This is a genomic window from Pseudoxanthomonas sp. J31, assembly GCF_000510725.1.
Classification (GTDB): domain Bacteria; phylum Pseudomonadota; class Gammaproteobacteria; order Xanthomonadales; family Xanthomonadaceae; genus Pseudoxanthomonas.
Genome location: NZ_AZNZ01000002.1, coordinates 488,400 through 502,700 on the forward strand (window position 1 = coordinate 488,400; position 14,301 = coordinate 502,700).

Annotated in this window: 16 protein-coding genes; 6 read left to right on the top strand and 10 right to left on the bottom strand. The window is 71.0% G+C overall.

The window, feature by feature from the left end:
* Nucleotides 1-101: 101 nt before the first annotated feature.
* From PSEJ31_RS17345 to PSEJ31_RS15710, 3 genes are all read left to right on the top strand, one after another.
* Nucleotides 102-728, top strand: a complete 627-nt coding sequence (locus PSEJ31_RS17345; RefSeq protein WP_028914889.1) for a DUF4142 domain-containing protein — start codon at nt 102-104, stop codon at nt 726-728.
* Between the two features lie 468 nt (nt 729-1,196).
* Nucleotides 1,197-1,409, top strand: a complete 213-nt coding sequence (locus PSEJ31_RS16880) for a hypothetical protein (RefSeq protein WP_156924927.1) — start codon at nt 1,197-1,199, stop codon at nt 1,407-1,409.
* A 202-nt stretch (nt 1,410-1,611) separates the two neighbouring features.
* Nucleotides 1,612-2,496, top strand: a complete 885-nt coding sequence (locus PSEJ31_RS15710) for an MBL fold metallo-hydrolase (protein WP_037034522.1) — start codon at nt 1,612-1,614, stop codon at nt 2,494-2,496.
* A 67-nt stretch (nt 2,497-2,563) separates the two neighbouring features.
* Here PSEJ31_RS15710 and PSEJ31_RS0105620 read toward each other — a convergent pair whose 3' ends face one another.
* The 4 genes from PSEJ31_RS0105620 to mgtE form a co-directional block, all read right to left on the bottom strand.
* Nucleotides 2,564-4,081, bottom strand: coding sequence for an MFS transporter (locus PSEJ31_RS0105620; RefSeq protein ID WP_255326648.1), 1,518 nt, complete (start codon nt 4,079-4,081; stop codon nt 2,564-2,566).
* Nucleotides 4,078-4,311 (bottom strand): hypothetical protein, encoded by a 234-nt coding sequence (locus PSEJ31_RS0105625; protein ID WP_028914891.1) that lies wholly within the window; start codon nt 4,309-4,311, stop codon nt 4,078-4,080. Before PSEJ31_RS0105625 ends, PSEJ31_RS0105620 begins: the two co-directional genes overlap by 4 nt.
* A gap of 694 nt (nt 4,312-5,005) precedes the next feature.
* A complete protein-coding gene (locus tag PSEJ31_RS0105630; protein WP_037034524.1) occupies nt 5,006-6,349 on the bottom strand; it encodes an MATE family efflux transporter in 1,344 nt (447 codons plus the stop codon).
* 205 nt (nt 6,350-6,554) lie between these two features.
* A complete protein-coding gene (gene mgtE, locus PSEJ31_RS0105635) occupies nt 6,555-7,928 on the bottom strand; it encodes a magnesium transporter (protein ID WP_037034526.1) in 1,374 nt (457 codons plus the stop codon).
* Between the two features lie 391 nt (nt 7,929-8,319).
* Between mgtE and PSEJ31_RS0105640 the strand changes: the two genes are divergently transcribed.
* Nucleotides 8,320-9,081 carry a spermine synthase gene (locus PSEJ31_RS0105640; protein WP_028914894.1) on the top strand — a complete coding sequence of 254 codons (762 nt, stop codon included), beginning with the start codon at nt 8,320-8,322 and terminating at the stop codon, nt 9,079-9,081.
* A gap of 6 nt (nt 9,082-9,087) precedes the next feature.
* Here the strand turns inward: PSEJ31_RS0105640 and PSEJ31_RS0105645 are convergent, their stop codons facing one another.
* From PSEJ31_RS0105645 to PSEJ31_RS0105655, 3 genes are all read right to left on the bottom strand, one after another.
* Nucleotides 9,088-9,672, bottom strand: a complete 585-nt coding sequence (locus PSEJ31_RS0105645) for a sulfur transferase domain-containing protein (RefSeq protein ID WP_028914895.1) — start codon at nt 9,670-9,672, stop codon at nt 9,088-9,090.
* 8 nt (nt 9,673-9,680) lie between these two features.
* The gene (locus PSEJ31_RS0105650; RefSeq protein WP_026010205.1) at nt 9,681-10,010 is read right to left on the bottom strand and encodes a thioredoxin family protein; all 330 of its coding nucleotides are present in this window, start codon (nt 10,008-10,010) and stop codon (nt 9,681-9,683) included.
* Nucleotides 10,011-10,135: 125 nt separating this feature from the next.
* Nucleotides 10,136-10,444 (bottom strand): hypothetical protein, encoded by a 309-nt coding sequence (locus PSEJ31_RS0105655; protein ID WP_019397196.1) that lies wholly within the window; start codon nt 10,442-10,444, stop codon nt 10,136-10,138.
* Between the two features lie 346 nt (nt 10,445-10,790).
* On the opposite strand from PSEJ31_RS0105655, the gene PSEJ31_RS0105660 reads away from it, so the two are divergent.
* On the top strand, nt 10,791-11,264 hold the full coding sequence (locus PSEJ31_RS0105660; protein ID WP_028914896.1) for a hypothetical protein: 474 nt from the start codon (nt 10,791-10,793) through the stop codon (nt 11,262-11,264).
* Nucleotides 11,261-12,292, top strand: a complete 1,032-nt coding sequence (locus PSEJ31_RS15715) for a cation transporter (protein WP_232210978.1) — start codon at nt 11,261-11,263, stop codon at nt 12,290-12,292. Before PSEJ31_RS0105660 ends, PSEJ31_RS15715 begins: the two co-directional genes overlap by 4 nt.
* 24 nt (nt 12,293-12,316) lie before the next feature.
* On the opposite strand, the gene PSEJ31_RS0105670 is transcribed toward PSEJ31_RS15715, so the two are convergent.
* The 3 genes from PSEJ31_RS0105670 to PSEJ31_RS15720 all read right to left on the bottom strand — a co-directional run.
* Nucleotides 12,317-12,874, bottom strand: a complete 558-nt coding sequence (locus PSEJ31_RS0105670; RefSeq protein ID WP_028914897.1) for a DUF2058 domain-containing protein — start codon at nt 12,872-12,874, stop codon at nt 12,317-12,319.
* A 73-nt stretch (nt 12,875-12,947) separates the two neighbouring features.
* Nucleotides 12,948-13,814: a GIY-YIG nuclease family protein gene (locus PSEJ31_RS0105675; RefSeq protein WP_232210979.1), complete on the bottom strand. Its 867-nt coding sequence runs from the start codon at nt 13,812-13,814 to the stop codon at nt 12,948-12,950.
* A gap of 163 nt (nt 13,815-13,977) precedes the next feature.
* Nucleotides 13,978-14,301, bottom strand: a 324-nt coding sequence (locus PSEJ31_RS15720) for an IS3 family transposase (protein WP_037034618.1), incomplete at its 5' end; no start/stop codon positions are given.

The window sequence follows — 14,301 nt, forward strand, 5'->3', positions numbered from 1 at the left end:
CCGGCCACGGCGCCTGCGATGCTCCTTTCGCCGTGGTCAGCCGGACGCCGGCCACTCTCCCGGCCGGCGTCCGGCCCCTCCTCCCCCGCAACGGAGACCGCATGAACATCAAACGCATCGCCACCCCCGCCCTGCTCGCGCTCGCCATCGCCGGCCTCGCCGCCTGCGGCGACCGCAACCGCGACGGTGAGATGGACGCGGGCGTGCCGGACACCTCGGCCGCCGATCCCGCGGCGCAGCCGCCGGGCGCGACCGTCGACCCGGCCATGGGCGACGACCAGGCCACCAGCCCCGCCGAGGCCAGCGCGCTGGGGGTGCTCAACGCCATCAACGAGCACGAGATCGTCGCCGGCGAACAGGCCCTGGCCAAGGGCGTGACCGGGGCCACCGCCGACTATGCGCGGCTGATGATCGACCAGCACACCCAGAACCGCACCCAGACCAGCGCCCTGGGCCCGGACGAGCAGTCGCAGGATGCCCAGGCCCAGCGCCAGAAGGGCGAACAGGAACGCAACACGCTCGACGACCTCGACGGCGAGGCTTACCGCAAGGCCTACGTCGACGCGATGGTGAAGGGCCACACCGAAGCGCTGGAGGCCCTGGACCAGAAGCTGATCCCGGCCGCCGAGCGCGAGAAGGTGCGCCAGCACCTGAGCCTTACCCGCGACCACGTGGCCCAGCACCTGGAGCAGGCCCGCGCCCTTCAATCGGGCACGGCAGGCCAGTAAGAAGCACCCCGCCGTTTCGCAAACCACGCCGCGGCGCCTGGCGCCGCGGCCTTTTTTGCGTGGTCGGACCAGGCTGATGGCCGGTTCCGGGTCCGTCGACACCACCGTCGACACCCCAGCGCCCGTGGCCCTCCCGCCCCAAGCGCGCGACAAGCAACACCGCCGGTGCGTGGTCGGCCGGGAATCCCCCGAACCACCCGCGCACGCACCGGCAACGCTGTCCGGTTCATCCCCCTGCACGCGGATACACCAGCCACATTCCAACGCATAAGCCGATAACGCACGGCAATAACGCGCAACTCCGCGCCAGTGCGCGCAACCTGCTGTTTTGCAATCTTCCGGCGCAATCGAACGGGAATTTCGTAAAGCAGCGTTCACCGCGTACTCGGCACCTTGCTAACGCTTGCATGCGGACACTGGCGTCGGACCGTGGCACTCCGCCATGGCCTCGAAGAAGGAAGCGCAAAAATGGCCAACCAGCAGAACCAGAACCAGCAGGACCAGCAGCGCCGCCAGGACCAGCAGGGCCAGCAACAGCAGCAGGACCAGCAGGAGCGCCAGAACCAGCAGCAGCAGGACGACCAGCAGCGGGGTCGGCAGAACCAGCAGCAACAGCAGCAGCACGACCAGCAGGGTCGCCAGAACCAGCAGGACCAGCAGCACCGCGGCCAGCAGCGCTGATCCCGGCCGGCTCTCCAGTGCCAAGGGGCCCCCAAGCGGGGCCCTTTCCTTTTGCGCGGGTGGCAACCGCCCGCGCGTGATCCCGGGATCACGCCAGGCCATGAGCAAATGCAGTTGGTGCAGCCATCTCCCCGGCGCGGATCGCAACCGCCACCACGTCGGCGTTGCACGCTTCCAGCCTGCAACGCCAAGCGGAGTCGCCATGAAGGTCCACCACCTCAATTGCATCTCCACCTGTCCGCTGGGCGGACACCTGATGGACGGCCGCACCCGCGGCGTGTTCACCCGCGCTTCCCTGGCCTGCCATTGCCTGCTGGTGGAAGCCGGCAACCGCCTGGTCCTGGTGGTGGACACCGGGCTGGGCCTGCGCGACGTAGCGTATCCCCGCGACCGCCTCAGCGCGTTCTTCCTGGGCCTGCTCGCCCCCGACCTGCGCGCGGAAATGACCGCGGCACGCCAGCTCCAGGCGCTCGGCTACGCCCCCGCGGACGTCACCGACATCGTGCTTACCCACCTGGACTTCGACCATGCCGGCGGCCTGGACGACTTCCCCAACGCCACCGTGCACCTGCGCGCGATCGAGGAGGAAGCCGCCGCGCGCCAGCGCACCTGGCTGGACCGGCAGCGCTTCCGCCCGCAGCAGTGGGGCTCGCGCGGGCGCTGGCTCGCCTACAACGATGCGCGCACCGAGGCGTGGATGGGACTGGAGGCCGTGTCCGCGCTGCGCGGCCTGCCACCGGAGATCCTGATGGTGCACCTGCCCGGCCATACCCACGGCCATGCGGGCGTGGCCATCCGCGGCGACCACGACTGGCTGCTGCTGGCCGGCGACGCCTACTTCGACGCCCGCGAGATGCATGCCGAGCCCCGCTGCACGCCGGGCCTGCGCTTCTACCAGTGGATGATGGAGAAGGACCGGCGGGCACGCCTGCACAGCCGCGAACGCCTGCGCGAACTGGCGCTGCGCGAGCCGCAGCTCACCCTGTTCTGCTCGCACGACCCGATCCAGTTCGAGGCGCTGGCCGGCCGCCGCCTGGGCGATCCGCGGGTCGGCGCCGGTACCGGCCCGGTCGAGGCGGCAGGCTGATGCATGTCCCCGGGCAGGCCTGGAGCCGCGGCCGGGCACGGCGCGCACGTGGCCTTGCGTGGATGGACTAGGCCTGCGGCCGCGCCTCTACCTTCGGCTCGGTAACCTCGTGGCCGGCCTCGGCGCGGCCCGCCATTTCGGCGCCCGCATCGGGCGCCAGCTTGCGCATCTCGAACACCGAGATCGCCGAGATCACGCCCACGGTGAGGAAGGCGAACAGGAAGGCCAGCGGATCGCCATCGCCGCCGCCGGTGGCCCGTCCGGCCACGCTCAGCGCATAGCCGCCGATGGTCACGCCCAGCGCCAACGACACCTGCTGCGCCACCGCGGCCAGGCTGCTGGCCTGGCTCATGCGCTCCTGGCCGATCTCGGCATAGGCGATGGCATTGATGCTGGTGAACTGCAGCGAGCGGAAGCAGCCACTGGCCAGCAGCACCGAGACCATCAGCCAGTACGGCGTATCGGCGCGGAACAGGCCGAAGCCGGCCAGCAGCGCCGAGGCCAGCAGGCCGTTCCACACCAGCACCGGGCGGAATCCGAACTGGTGCAGGATGCGCGGCGCCACCACCTTCATGAACATCGCCCCGGCGGTGGAAGTGAAGGTGATCAGGCCCGACTGCAGCGGATCCAGGCCGAAGCCCAGCTGCAGCATCAGCGGCAGCAGGAACGGCGTGGCGCCGATGCCGATGCGGAACAGCGAGCCGCCCAGCACGCCGGCGCGGTAGGTCGGATAGCGCAGCAGGTCCAGGCACAGCAGCGGATGCGGGTGGGTGCGCGCATGCCGCACGTAGGCGAACACCAGGGCGAAGCCGACCACGATCACCAGCGACGTCGCCGCGCCCGGCATCAACCCGCGGCCGATCGCCGACAGGCCGAACATCGCCAGGCCCAGGCCACTGGCCGACAGCACGAAGCCGCGCCAGTCCATCTTCGCCACCGGCTGGCGCAGGTCCGGCACGAAGCGCCACGCCAGCCACATGCCCAGCAGGCCCATCGGCAGGTTGATGAGGAAGATGAAGCGCCAGTGCGCATAGGTGGTGATCGCGCCGCCCAGCACCGGGCCGAGGATCGGGCCCAGCATCGCCGGCACCGTCAGCCAGCTCAGCGCGCGCACCAGCTCGGCCTTCTCGATGCTGCGCAGCAGGACCAGGCGGCCCACCGGCACCATCATCGCCCCGCCCACGCCCTGCACGAAGCGGCCCGCCACCAGGCTGCCGAGCCCGTCGCTGGCGGCGCAGCACAGCGAGCCGACCAGGAACACGGCGATCGCACCGACGAAGATGCGGCGCGCGCCGAAGCGGTCGGCGACCCAGCCGCTGACCGGGATGAACACGGCCAGCGCCAGCATGTAGGTGGTCAGGGCCAGCTTCAGCGCCACCGGCTCGGTGCCCACGTCGGCCGCGATCTGCGGCAGCGAAGTGGAGATCGCCGTCGAATCCATGTTCTCGATGAACAGGGCGGTGGCGACGATAAGCGGTAGGCGGCGCTGCGGACTCACGGGCCTGCGGGATCGGAGCGGCCCGTCATTGTGGCCGGCGCCACGTGAATGGCACGCGGCCGGCCCTGCGGGGAGGGGCTTGATCAGCCGCCGGCCAGTCCTCCACCGGCGCGGCCCGGCAGCGCGCCGTCGTCCTCCGCGTCCGGGTCCTCCAGGTCGCCGACCTCGCGGTCGATGCCTGCCTGCGGATCGCTGGCCGGGGCCTCCGGCAGCGACTCGCCCTGCCCCGCGTCGGGCGGCGTGGTGCGGTTGGACTGCGCGCCGTCGTTGGATTCGTTCGGATCCTTCGCCGGATCCTGGTGGTTGTTCGTGCTCATGGTCTGTCCTCGTGTGTGGCAACGAGGCTACGGCCAGGCGCGTGAGCGGCGCGCAGTGCAATCACCATTCGATGATGCCGCTGCCTGGCGCCCTCTCCCCACCGGGTGAGAGGGCATGTTGGCCCGGCACCGGCGCGAAGAACGCCGCTGATGGCGTCGGCGAGCCGGTCTGGCAGTCCCCTCAAACACCCGCGCCCATGGGCGCGGATCAAACCCAGCCCCGTCCCTTCTCCCACTGGGGAAGGGGGACGGGGGAGAGGGCCGGTTACCAAGGCTGTATCCATCGCGAAGATGGCGTACCCGGTCGCACTCACGAGAACGACGCACGCTTGTAGCCCGGGTAAGCGAAGCGCACCCGGGGATTGCCATCCGCTACCGCAGCTATACCAATGCGACGGCCCCGGATGCGGCCTGCGGCCTTATCCGGGCTACAGGCTTCGCCGAGCGACGGTGGCAGCGCACTTGTAGCCCGGGTAAGCGAAGCGCACCCGGGATCGCCATCGCCGAAGATCGCGCGCCGTGGCGGAAACCCGGATGCGGCCTGCGGCCTTATCCGGGCTACGCGCCTATGCAGGCCCCTTGGAAAGTCGCTCGGACCCGGCTTCCGCCGCGACCACGTTGCGCGGCGCGGGCAAGCAGGCGCACCCGGACAAAGGGGGCGATACCGGGACCACACCCGGCCCCCAACGCCCCCTCACTCCAGCCCCGCCACCATCCGCCGGTAGTACGGCAGCAGCGCCAGCGCCCGCGCCACCACGAACACCACGAACGCCGCCCACAACCCGTGGTTGCCCCATGCTGCCGTCAGCGGCCACTGCACCAGCAGGAACACCGCCAGCGATACCAGCCCGGCATTGCGCATCTGCCGGGTGCGGGTGGCGCCAATGAAGATGCCGTCCAGCTGGAACGCGGCCACCGACAGCAACACGTACAGCGCCACCCACGGCAGGTGCGCCAGGGCCACCGCGGCCACGTCCGCGAGCGTGGTCAGCAGCCCGACCACGCTCGCGCCGCCCAGCCACAACAGCACCGCCAGCGCCACCGCGGTCCCGGCCGCCAGTTCGCTGCTCAGCCGCACTGCGCGACGGAACCGCCCCTGGTCGCGCGCGCCCACCGCATGCCCCACCTGCGCTTCGGCCACGTAGGCGAAGCCATCGAGGAAGAACGCGCTGAACGACACCAGCTGCAACAGCAGGTGGTTGGCCGCCAAGGTCGCATCGCCCAGCGCCGCGCCCTGGCGCGCGAACCAGCCGAAGCCGGCCAGCAGGCACAGGGTGCGGACCATGATGTCGCCGTTGGCCGCCAGCGTCCGCCGCAGCCGTGCGCGGTCGCCGATGCGTGCCCAGGGCAGGAACGGCTCGCCGTCGCGATGGCGGGCCCGCAGCATCCGCCACACCACCACCGCGGCGACCAGGCAGGTGGTCCACTCGGCGATGGCCGTGCCGTAACCGATGCCGCGTGCGCCGAGGTCGAGCACGCCGGCCAGGTAGACGTCCAATGCGGCGTTTAGCCCATTGAGCAGCAGCTGCACCGCCAGCAGCGTGCGGCTGCGTCCGAGCCCCACCAGCGCGCCGCACAACGCATACAGCGCCAGCGCCGCCGGCGCGCCCCATACCCGCGCGGCGAAGTAGTCCGCGCCGGTACCCGCGACCGCCGCGCTCGCATCCATCAACGCGAAGTAGCCCGCCACCAGCGGCCACTGCAGCAACCAGATGGCCACGCCCAGGCCCGCGCCCAGCAGCAGCGGCCGCGCCAGCGCCGCGCGCACCTCGGCCTCGTCGCCGGCGCCGGCGGCCTGGGCCACGAAGCCGGTGGTGGCCATGCGCAGGAAGCCGAAGCTCCAGTAGACGAAGTTGAAAAGCAGCGCGCCCAGCGCCAGGGCGCCAAGGTCGGCGGTGCTGCCGTAGCGGCCGATCACCGCGGTATCGACCAGCCCCAGCAGGGGCACCGAGGCATTGGCCAGGATGATCGGCCAGGCCTTGCGGGCGATGGCGGCGCGGGTCAGCGGCGTGGAGCCGGAAGCTTCGGATGCGGACATGCGCGAATGATGCCGGATGGCGGGCGCAGCCCGGACGCGTCCCCAGCGTCGTCCCGTCCTTGGGTCGTGGCCCGGTGACTCCGGGTGGCAAGCAAGGCGGCAGGAAGCCGGGCCATCGACGGCTGCAATGGCGCGGCTTCCAGCGCGCGGGGTCGTGGATGCGGCCTTGCCGGGGCTACGCGGGGCACGGGCTCCGGACAGCCGGCTACAGCAGCGTGCCGCCCAGGATCAGCGCGGCGATGCTGAAATAGATCACGAGCCCGGTGACGTCGACCAGCGTGGCCACGAACGGCGCAGAGGCGCTGGCCGGGTCGAAGCCCAGGCGCTGCAGCACGAACGGCAGCATCGAGCCGGACAGCGAGCCGAAGCCCACGATCCCGACCAGCGCCGCGGCGATGGTCAGCGCCACCATCCCCCAGTGCGGGCCGTAGTCGTACAGCCCGGCGTACTGCCACACGGCAATGCGCGCGATCGCCAGCAGGCCAAGGATGGCGCCCAGCACCGCGCCGGTGGGGATCTCGCGCAGGGCCACCTTCCACCAGTCGCCCAGGCGCAATTCGCGCAACGCCAGCGCGCGGATCAGCAGCGAGGTGGCCTGCGAGCCGGAGTTGCCGCCGGAGCTCATGATCAGCGGGATGAACAGGGTCAGCACCACCGCCCGCGCCAGCTGGTCCTCGAAGTGCTGCATCGCGCTGGCGGTCAGCATCTCGCCCAGGAACAGCACGCCCAGCCAGCCGGCGCGCTTGCGGATCATCTCGCCGAAGCCGATGCGCATGTACGGCTTGTCCAGCGCCTCCATGCCGCCGAACTTGTGCACGTCCTCGGTGGACTCGGCGATCAGCGCATCGAGCACGTCGTCCACGGTGACGATGCCCAGCACGTGCCCGCGCGCGTCCACCACCGGGATCGCCAGCAGGTCGTGGCGCCGGATCAGGCGCGCCACCTCCTCCTGGTCCATCTGCGCGTCCACCGCGACCGGCGGCGTGGCCTGGGCCACCTGCAGGATCGGCGCGTCCGGCTCGCCGGTGATCAGGCGGCGCATGGTCACCACCTGCACCAGGGTCTGTTCCCGCGGATCGAGCAGGTAGATGGCGTAGACGGTCTCGCGGCTGCGCTCGACCTCGCGCACGTATTGCAAGGTGCGGCCGACGGTCCAGTCCGCCGGCACTGCCACGAACTCGGTGGTCATCAGCGCACCGGCGGTGTTGGGCGGGTAGCGCAGCAGCTTGCGGATCGCATCGCGGGTGTCCGGATCCAGCCGCCACAGCAGCTGGTCGCGGTGCTTCGCGTCCAGGCCCTGGAAGATGTCGGTGGCGCGATCATGGGCCATCTGCCCGAGCCAGCCGGCCGCCAGCGCCAAGTCCTGCCGCGCCACCAGCACGCTGGCGTCGCGCAGCTCGGGCTGCTCCAGGAGTTCCACCGCGCGTGGCACCGGCAGCGCCGCGAGCACCGCCGCCGCATCGTCGCGGTCCATGCTGTTGAGATGCTCCACCGCATCGGCGGTGTCGAGCGCGGCCAGGGGTGCAGCGAGGGTGACGGCCGCCGCGCCGGGCTGCCGCAGCAGGATCGGGTTCTTCATCGGGTTCGCCTCGTTTCGGCCACGGGCCGGCGGCAGCGGCGGCGAACCAGTCCCGATCGCTCAGGCGGTCGCCAGCACCGTCAGCGGCCCGGGGCCGGGATGACTGTCGCTGGACATTGGTATCTGGACTCCGAAAGGCGCCTGCATGCCACGTGCGGCGCCTGCGCGAAAGCGTCGCGGAACGACGCACCGGCGACGTGCCGCCACCGGCGGCGCGCAGTCTGCTCCCGTGCATCGGATGTGGTCAACGGGCCACGGATGCGACGGATCGTCCCGCCATCGTGGTTACCGCCCCGCCCCGCGCGATGCGGCCGCGATGGAGCGGAACTTGAACCCTCCGCCCGGATTGACCAGCATGGGGGTCCATCCACCGCAACAGGAGGAACCCGGATTGATTCCATCCAACGGCCACCGCGCCGGTCTCCGCCTGCATCTCCCGCCGGTTGCACCGGCCGCTTCCAACCACCTGCTCGCCGACGAGCACACCGGCCTGCAGCACGTCGTCGTCACCCGCCACCCGCGCTTCGGGGGCCAGCTCTTCCTCGACGGCGACCTCCAGATCTCCGAATCCGACGTCGCCTACGGCGTCGCCATGACCAGCCCGCTGCTGGCCCATCCGCGCCTGGAACGCGTCGCCATCCTCGGCGGCGGCGACGGCGGCGTGCTTGCCGAGCTGATCCGCACCCTCGAACCGCTGGACGCGCTGCCGTCCGAGCTGACCATGGTCGAGATCGACCCGCGGGTCATGGAGCTCTGCCGCCAGCACCTGCCGGCGCTGTGCGGCGACGCCTTCGACAGCCCGCACGCGCGCATCGTCACCGGCGATGCCTTCGCCTGGATCGCGCAGGCACGCGACCTGGATGCCGTGGTCTACGACCTGACCATGGACCCGGTGCGCGAGGGCCAGTCCCGCGCCGAATTCATCACCGGCATCATCGGCCACATCGCGCGCGCCCTGCGCCCCGGCGGCGTGCTGAGCATGCAGTGCTGCGGCCATGGCCGCGACGATGCCGCCGACCGCGCCCTGCGCCGCGAGGTGCTGCCGCTGATCCGCCAGGCGGTGGACGCGCACTTCGCCGGGCGCTGCGAGCAGGACGTGCTGGTCCCGTCCTACCAGGACCTGTGGACCTTCCTCAGCGCGCGCAGGCGCTGAGCCGGCTCAGCCGCCGTCCGCGCAGGCCGCCACATCGGCGGCATCGGCAATGCAGCGCGCCTGGCGCAGGCGTTGGCGTACCACCGGTTCCAGCCCGGTGAGGCCCCAGCGCCGGCCCTCGTCGATCGCGGCCTCCTCGTCGGCACCGTGCAGCCAGGCCGCGCGCAGGGCCGCCAGGGCCCCCACGCGGTTGCCGCTGGCGCAATGCACCAGGGTCGGCCCCCCGCTTCCGGCCAGCAGCGCGTCGAAGGCCAGCACCGCCTCGCGGTCGATGTCCTGCGGCCCGGCGATCGGCAGGTTGGCGTAGTGCAGTCCGGCCGCGCGCACCACGGCGGCCTCGTCGAAATCGGGTGTCTCGGCATCGGGCGTGAGGTCGATCACCCGCACGATGCCGGCTGCCTGCAAGGCCGGCAGGTCGGCGGCCTGGATGCGGCCGCCGGAACGGATCCCCTCGGCGGGCGTGCGGAACCGCTCCAGCACCGCGGCCGCTTGCGCTGGCGCGGCGTCCTTCCCGTCGCCGGCCAGCGCCGCGCCCGCCTGCGCAAGCGCCAGCAGCGCCACCCGCGCGTACTTCATCGCGTCCATCGCCATGCCCCCGCTCAGCCGCCCACCAGCGCCGCGCGCAGCGGCTGCAGGTCCTCGCCGGCCACGGGCCGTACCACCCGCGCCAGTTCCTGGCCATCGAGCAGCAGCACCAGGGTCGGCCACAGCTTCACCTTGAACGAGCGTCCCAGCGGCTTGCCGCGGCCGTCCTCGATCTTCAGGTGCTGCAGCTGCGGATGCTCGGAGGCCAGCGCCTCGATCGCCGGCTGCGCCCCTTGGCAGTGCGGGCACCACGGCGCACCGAACTCGAGCAACAGCGGGCCCTCGCGCGCGTCCACCTCGGCGCGGGAAGGTTCGGCTTCCAGGTAGTGGTTGGTATAGGCCATCAACAGCTCCAGCTCGTGCGCAGGTTGCAAAGCGTAGCCCGGATAGGCGTAGCACACCCGTGCTCCGATACAGCCTCCCTGGTCGCGGCATTGCCAGGCGCGTCCCGGCTGCACTCCGATGACACCTACAGCCGCTCCACCCGCGTCGCCCGCACCAGCACCTCGTCCTGGCGGAAGCGGCGCTCCAGGCCCTTGCGGTAGGACACCCACCAGCCGTGGTCCACGTGGTCGGCCATCACCTCCAGCAGCACCACGTCGTCACGCTGCACGTCGCCCTCGTCGTCCTCCCACAGCCCGACCGCCGGCGAACGCACGAACGCGGTCACCCCGCCGAAGCGCTCGGCCAGCGCTGCGCGGACCTCGTCATACAGGGCCCGCGGGAACGCCTGGCCATCGTTGTCGCGCAGCGGCAGGAACAGCTGGATCAGGTGCATGGATGGGGCCTGGCTTTGGCCGCAGGCTCCCACCGCGGGTGTTGCCGGCATGTGATCCAGTGCCCGTCGGCCCGCGCACCATCCCTCAATGTCGCCCCGGGGTGAGCCGGGGCCCGGTGGCGTTCCAGGACCACGGGGAGGGGGGAAGCCGGGTGCGCTTCGCTTCCGGGCCCTGCAAGAGCGTCGCCTTCAAGGTGGCGGGGCCGTGGCGACGGCACGGGCGTCGTGCGCCTGGAGGACGCGGGTGCGCGCGGCCGAAGGCCGCATCCGGGACGCCAACACCGGCAAGCCCCAGACTCCGCCGACCTGACATCGCGTTCACCCCGCAGCGCCCATAAGAGCGTCCATGCATCGCATCCCTGCCCTGGCATGCGTGGTGGCGCTGGCCGCTCTGGCCGGCTGCGGCCCGTACCCGCGCGATGCCGACGATCTCAGCCGGCAGGCCGCGCAGGACGCCATGCGCGTGGGCGCCAGCGACGATCCGCCGTGGGTACGGATCGCGCCCGACGGCAGCGTTTCCGGCCCGGAAGCGGAACTGGTGCAGCGCTTCGCCGCCGCGCATGGCTACCGCGTGGAATGGAAGCCCGGCGGCCACGACGCGCTGCTGGGCGAGCTGGAACACGCGCGCCTGCATGCGGTGATCGGCGGCTACCACCCCGACTCGCCGTGGCAGCCCAAGGTCGGCTGGTCGCGCCGGCTGGGCCTGCGCGCCGGGGTCGACGGTCCCATGCCCGAGCGCCGCGTCGCCCTGCCGCCCGGGCAGCCGGCCTGGCACCTGTCCTTCGACCAGTACCTGGTGGACCAGGAGGGCGCGCAATGAACCCCATCGCCCTGCGCCCGCCGGCGCGCGAGCTCCCCGGCGAACAGCGCCGGGCCCTGCGCCGCGCCGAGCACCTGTGCTGGTGGACGCTGCTGGTAATGGGCCTGGTCGCGACCATGATGTACTTCGTGATGGGCGGCTCGCAGGCGATGAAGACCGCGCTGGTCGAGGACATCCTAAGCCTGGTGCCGCCGGCCGCGTTCCTGGTCGCCAGCCGCTTCCGCCGCAAGGGCGTGGACGAGGAATACACCACCGGCCGCGAGCGCGCGTTCGACATCAACTTCCTGATCTCGTCGGTGGCGCTGACCGGCGTCGGCCTGGCCCTGGTCTACGACGGCCTGCACACCCTGCTGACCGCCACCCGCCCGGTGGTGGGCACGATGGTGTTTGGCGGCCACGTGGTGTGGCAGGGCTGGATCATGATGGGCGCCATGGTGGTCTCGGTGGTGCCGCCGGTGATCCTGGGCCGCAAGAAGATGAGGCTGGCCGAACAGCTGAGCCTCAAGCCGCTGCACACCGATGCCGACGTGGGCAAGGCCGACTGGATGACCGGCCTGGCCGGCATCGCCGGCGTGGCCGGGATCGGCATGGGCTGGTGGTGGGCCGACGCGGCCGCGGCACTGTTCATCGCCGGCAGCGTGCTGCACGACGGTGCCAGCAACCTGCGGGCCGCGGTGCGCGACCTGCACGACGCCCGCCCGCAGAAGCTCGACCGCAGCGATCCCGATCCCCTGCCCGGCCAGCTGGCCCGTGCCGTCGCCGACCTGCCCTGGGTGCATGGCTGCGCCGTGCGCCTGCACGAGGAAGGCTTCCACCTCTCCGGCATCGTGTTGCTGGACAACGCCAGCCTCAGCGCTGCCCAGGCCCAGGAGATCCGCCAGCTCGCCCGCGACCTGCACTGGCGGCTGGACCAGGTGGACGTCTCGCCAGAACCGGGGTCAGAGTCAAACGGGCCAGGGTCAAACGGGGTCAGAGTCACTTTTCCCCAGCGCGGGCGGGCAGTCCGGCGGGAGAGCCGGGAAAAGTGACTCTGACCCCGGTTTTTGCCCCCCTCACCACATCAGGTCGTCGGGCACCTTGAACTGCGCGTAGTACGCCGCGTCCTCGTCGTCCGGGTCGACCGCCTCGGGCGCGGCCTGGCCATGGTCGACCACGATCATCGACTCGTCGCGCTCGCGCACCTGGTCGGCCGCCGCCCGCGGCAGCAGCTCGAAGCCCTCGCCGGCATCGACGATCACCAGCGCACCGGAGGCCAGCTTGCGGCGCTGGTCCTCGTCCACCAGCAGGGTGCGGATCACCCCGCCGGCGGTGAAGCGGTACTCCAGCTCGCCGCTGCGTTGCACCCGCCGGTCGCGCACGATCTGCCTGGCCTGGGCCTGCAGCTCGCGCCGCCGCGCCTGCTCCCGGCGTTCGGCCTCCAGCGCCCGGTCGCGCTCGGCCTTCTCCGCCCGCGCCCGCTGCGCCTCCAGCTCGATCTCGCTGGGCCCGGCCACCGCGCCCTTGCCGCTGCGCGCCTTGGCCTGCTCGCGCGCCACCTCGGCCACCTTGGACTTCTTGACCAGCCCGGCCTTGAGCAGCTGTTCCTGGAGGGGGTTGATGGCCTTGGCCATGGCGGGCACCGCGTGTTCTGAAAGGCGGATCAGGATATCCGCCCCGAGGCCGCGCTGCCGCAGGCAGCAAGGATCAGTTGTCGTTCAAACCGTACGGCGCGCGGGTATGCAGGCGCTGCTTCCAGTGGCCTTCGATCTCGATCACCTCGGCCGCAGGCATATCCGGTCCGACGCGCTGCAGGATCGAGAACTCCAGGTTCTCCTTGCGGCATCCGCGCAGGAGCTTGTTCCCGCCGTGTCCGTCCTTCGCGTATCCCTGCCAGCGGCCGAGGATATTGTCCGCGCCGTAGGCCGATCCGACGTAACCCTTTCCGGATTGACGGTCGAAGATGTAGTAGATGCCGCGCCACTGGCACAGCGCCGCCTTCCAGCTCGTCGGCAGTACCGCCAGCTCCTCCCAGCGCAGCACCAGCTGCTGCCAGTCCGGCACCTTGCGGACCAGCATGCTTTCCTCGTGGATCGCCCGAACCGGGATGACGTTGCGATCCGCCCAGCGCCACCAGGAACGCTCGATACCGGGCCAGGTCAGCACCAGCCGGCCCTTCCACGCCGCAAGCACCGGCTCCAGCTGCAAGTCGAAACGCACCAACGATTCCCGCCCCGGCACAGCGCATCCGAGCGCAAAAAGCTCCTGCATGTGCGGCGTGGCCTCCAGGGCCTCCCGGCTGACGACCTGCGCCCCAGCCACGCGATAGATCCCCACAAAAAGCGCAGCACCGGCCTCATGCCCTATCAGGGAAACCAGGTAAGTGGCCCGCTGCAAGGCGGCCTCCACCCGCGGGCCGTGCTGGCTCTGGTAGGCGTTGTAGAGGTCGTGGCGATCGGCGGCCAACCATGGGAGCACTTCGCGGAGCGTCTTCTCCGCGGGCCGGTGCCGCATCACCAGGGTGGCTTCCGGATCGATGCCTGCCTTCCCGAGCAGATCGTTGAGATCGATCAAGCCACCCGTCCCCGTCAATTCCATGCTCATCCCCTGCCCCCGTGTGCTGCGATTGGCCGGCAGCATTCTTCGGGAGCCAGCAAGTCGTCAACAGGTATCCGGAGCAGCCAAAGAAGGCCACCCGAAGGTGAATCGCCCCGGCTTCTGTAGACACCCCGAAGCCTCAAATTGATTGCCGCTTTTCGAACTCTACCGGAGGCAGGCCATCGTTGTGCCCGTGCTGCCTGCGGGTGTTGTAGAACATCTCGATGTAGTTGAAGNCGTCGGCCTTGGCCTCGTCCCGGGTGGCGTAGATCCGGCGCCTGATGCGCTCGCGCTTGAGGAGCTGGAAGAAGCTTTCGGCGACCGCGTTGTCATGGCAGTTGCCGCGGCGGCTCATGCTGCTGACCAGGCCGTGGGCTGTCAGGAAATCCTGCCAATCGTGGCCGGTGTATTGCGTTCCCTGATCGGAGTGAATGAGCAGTCCGGCGGGCGGCTTGCGGCGCCA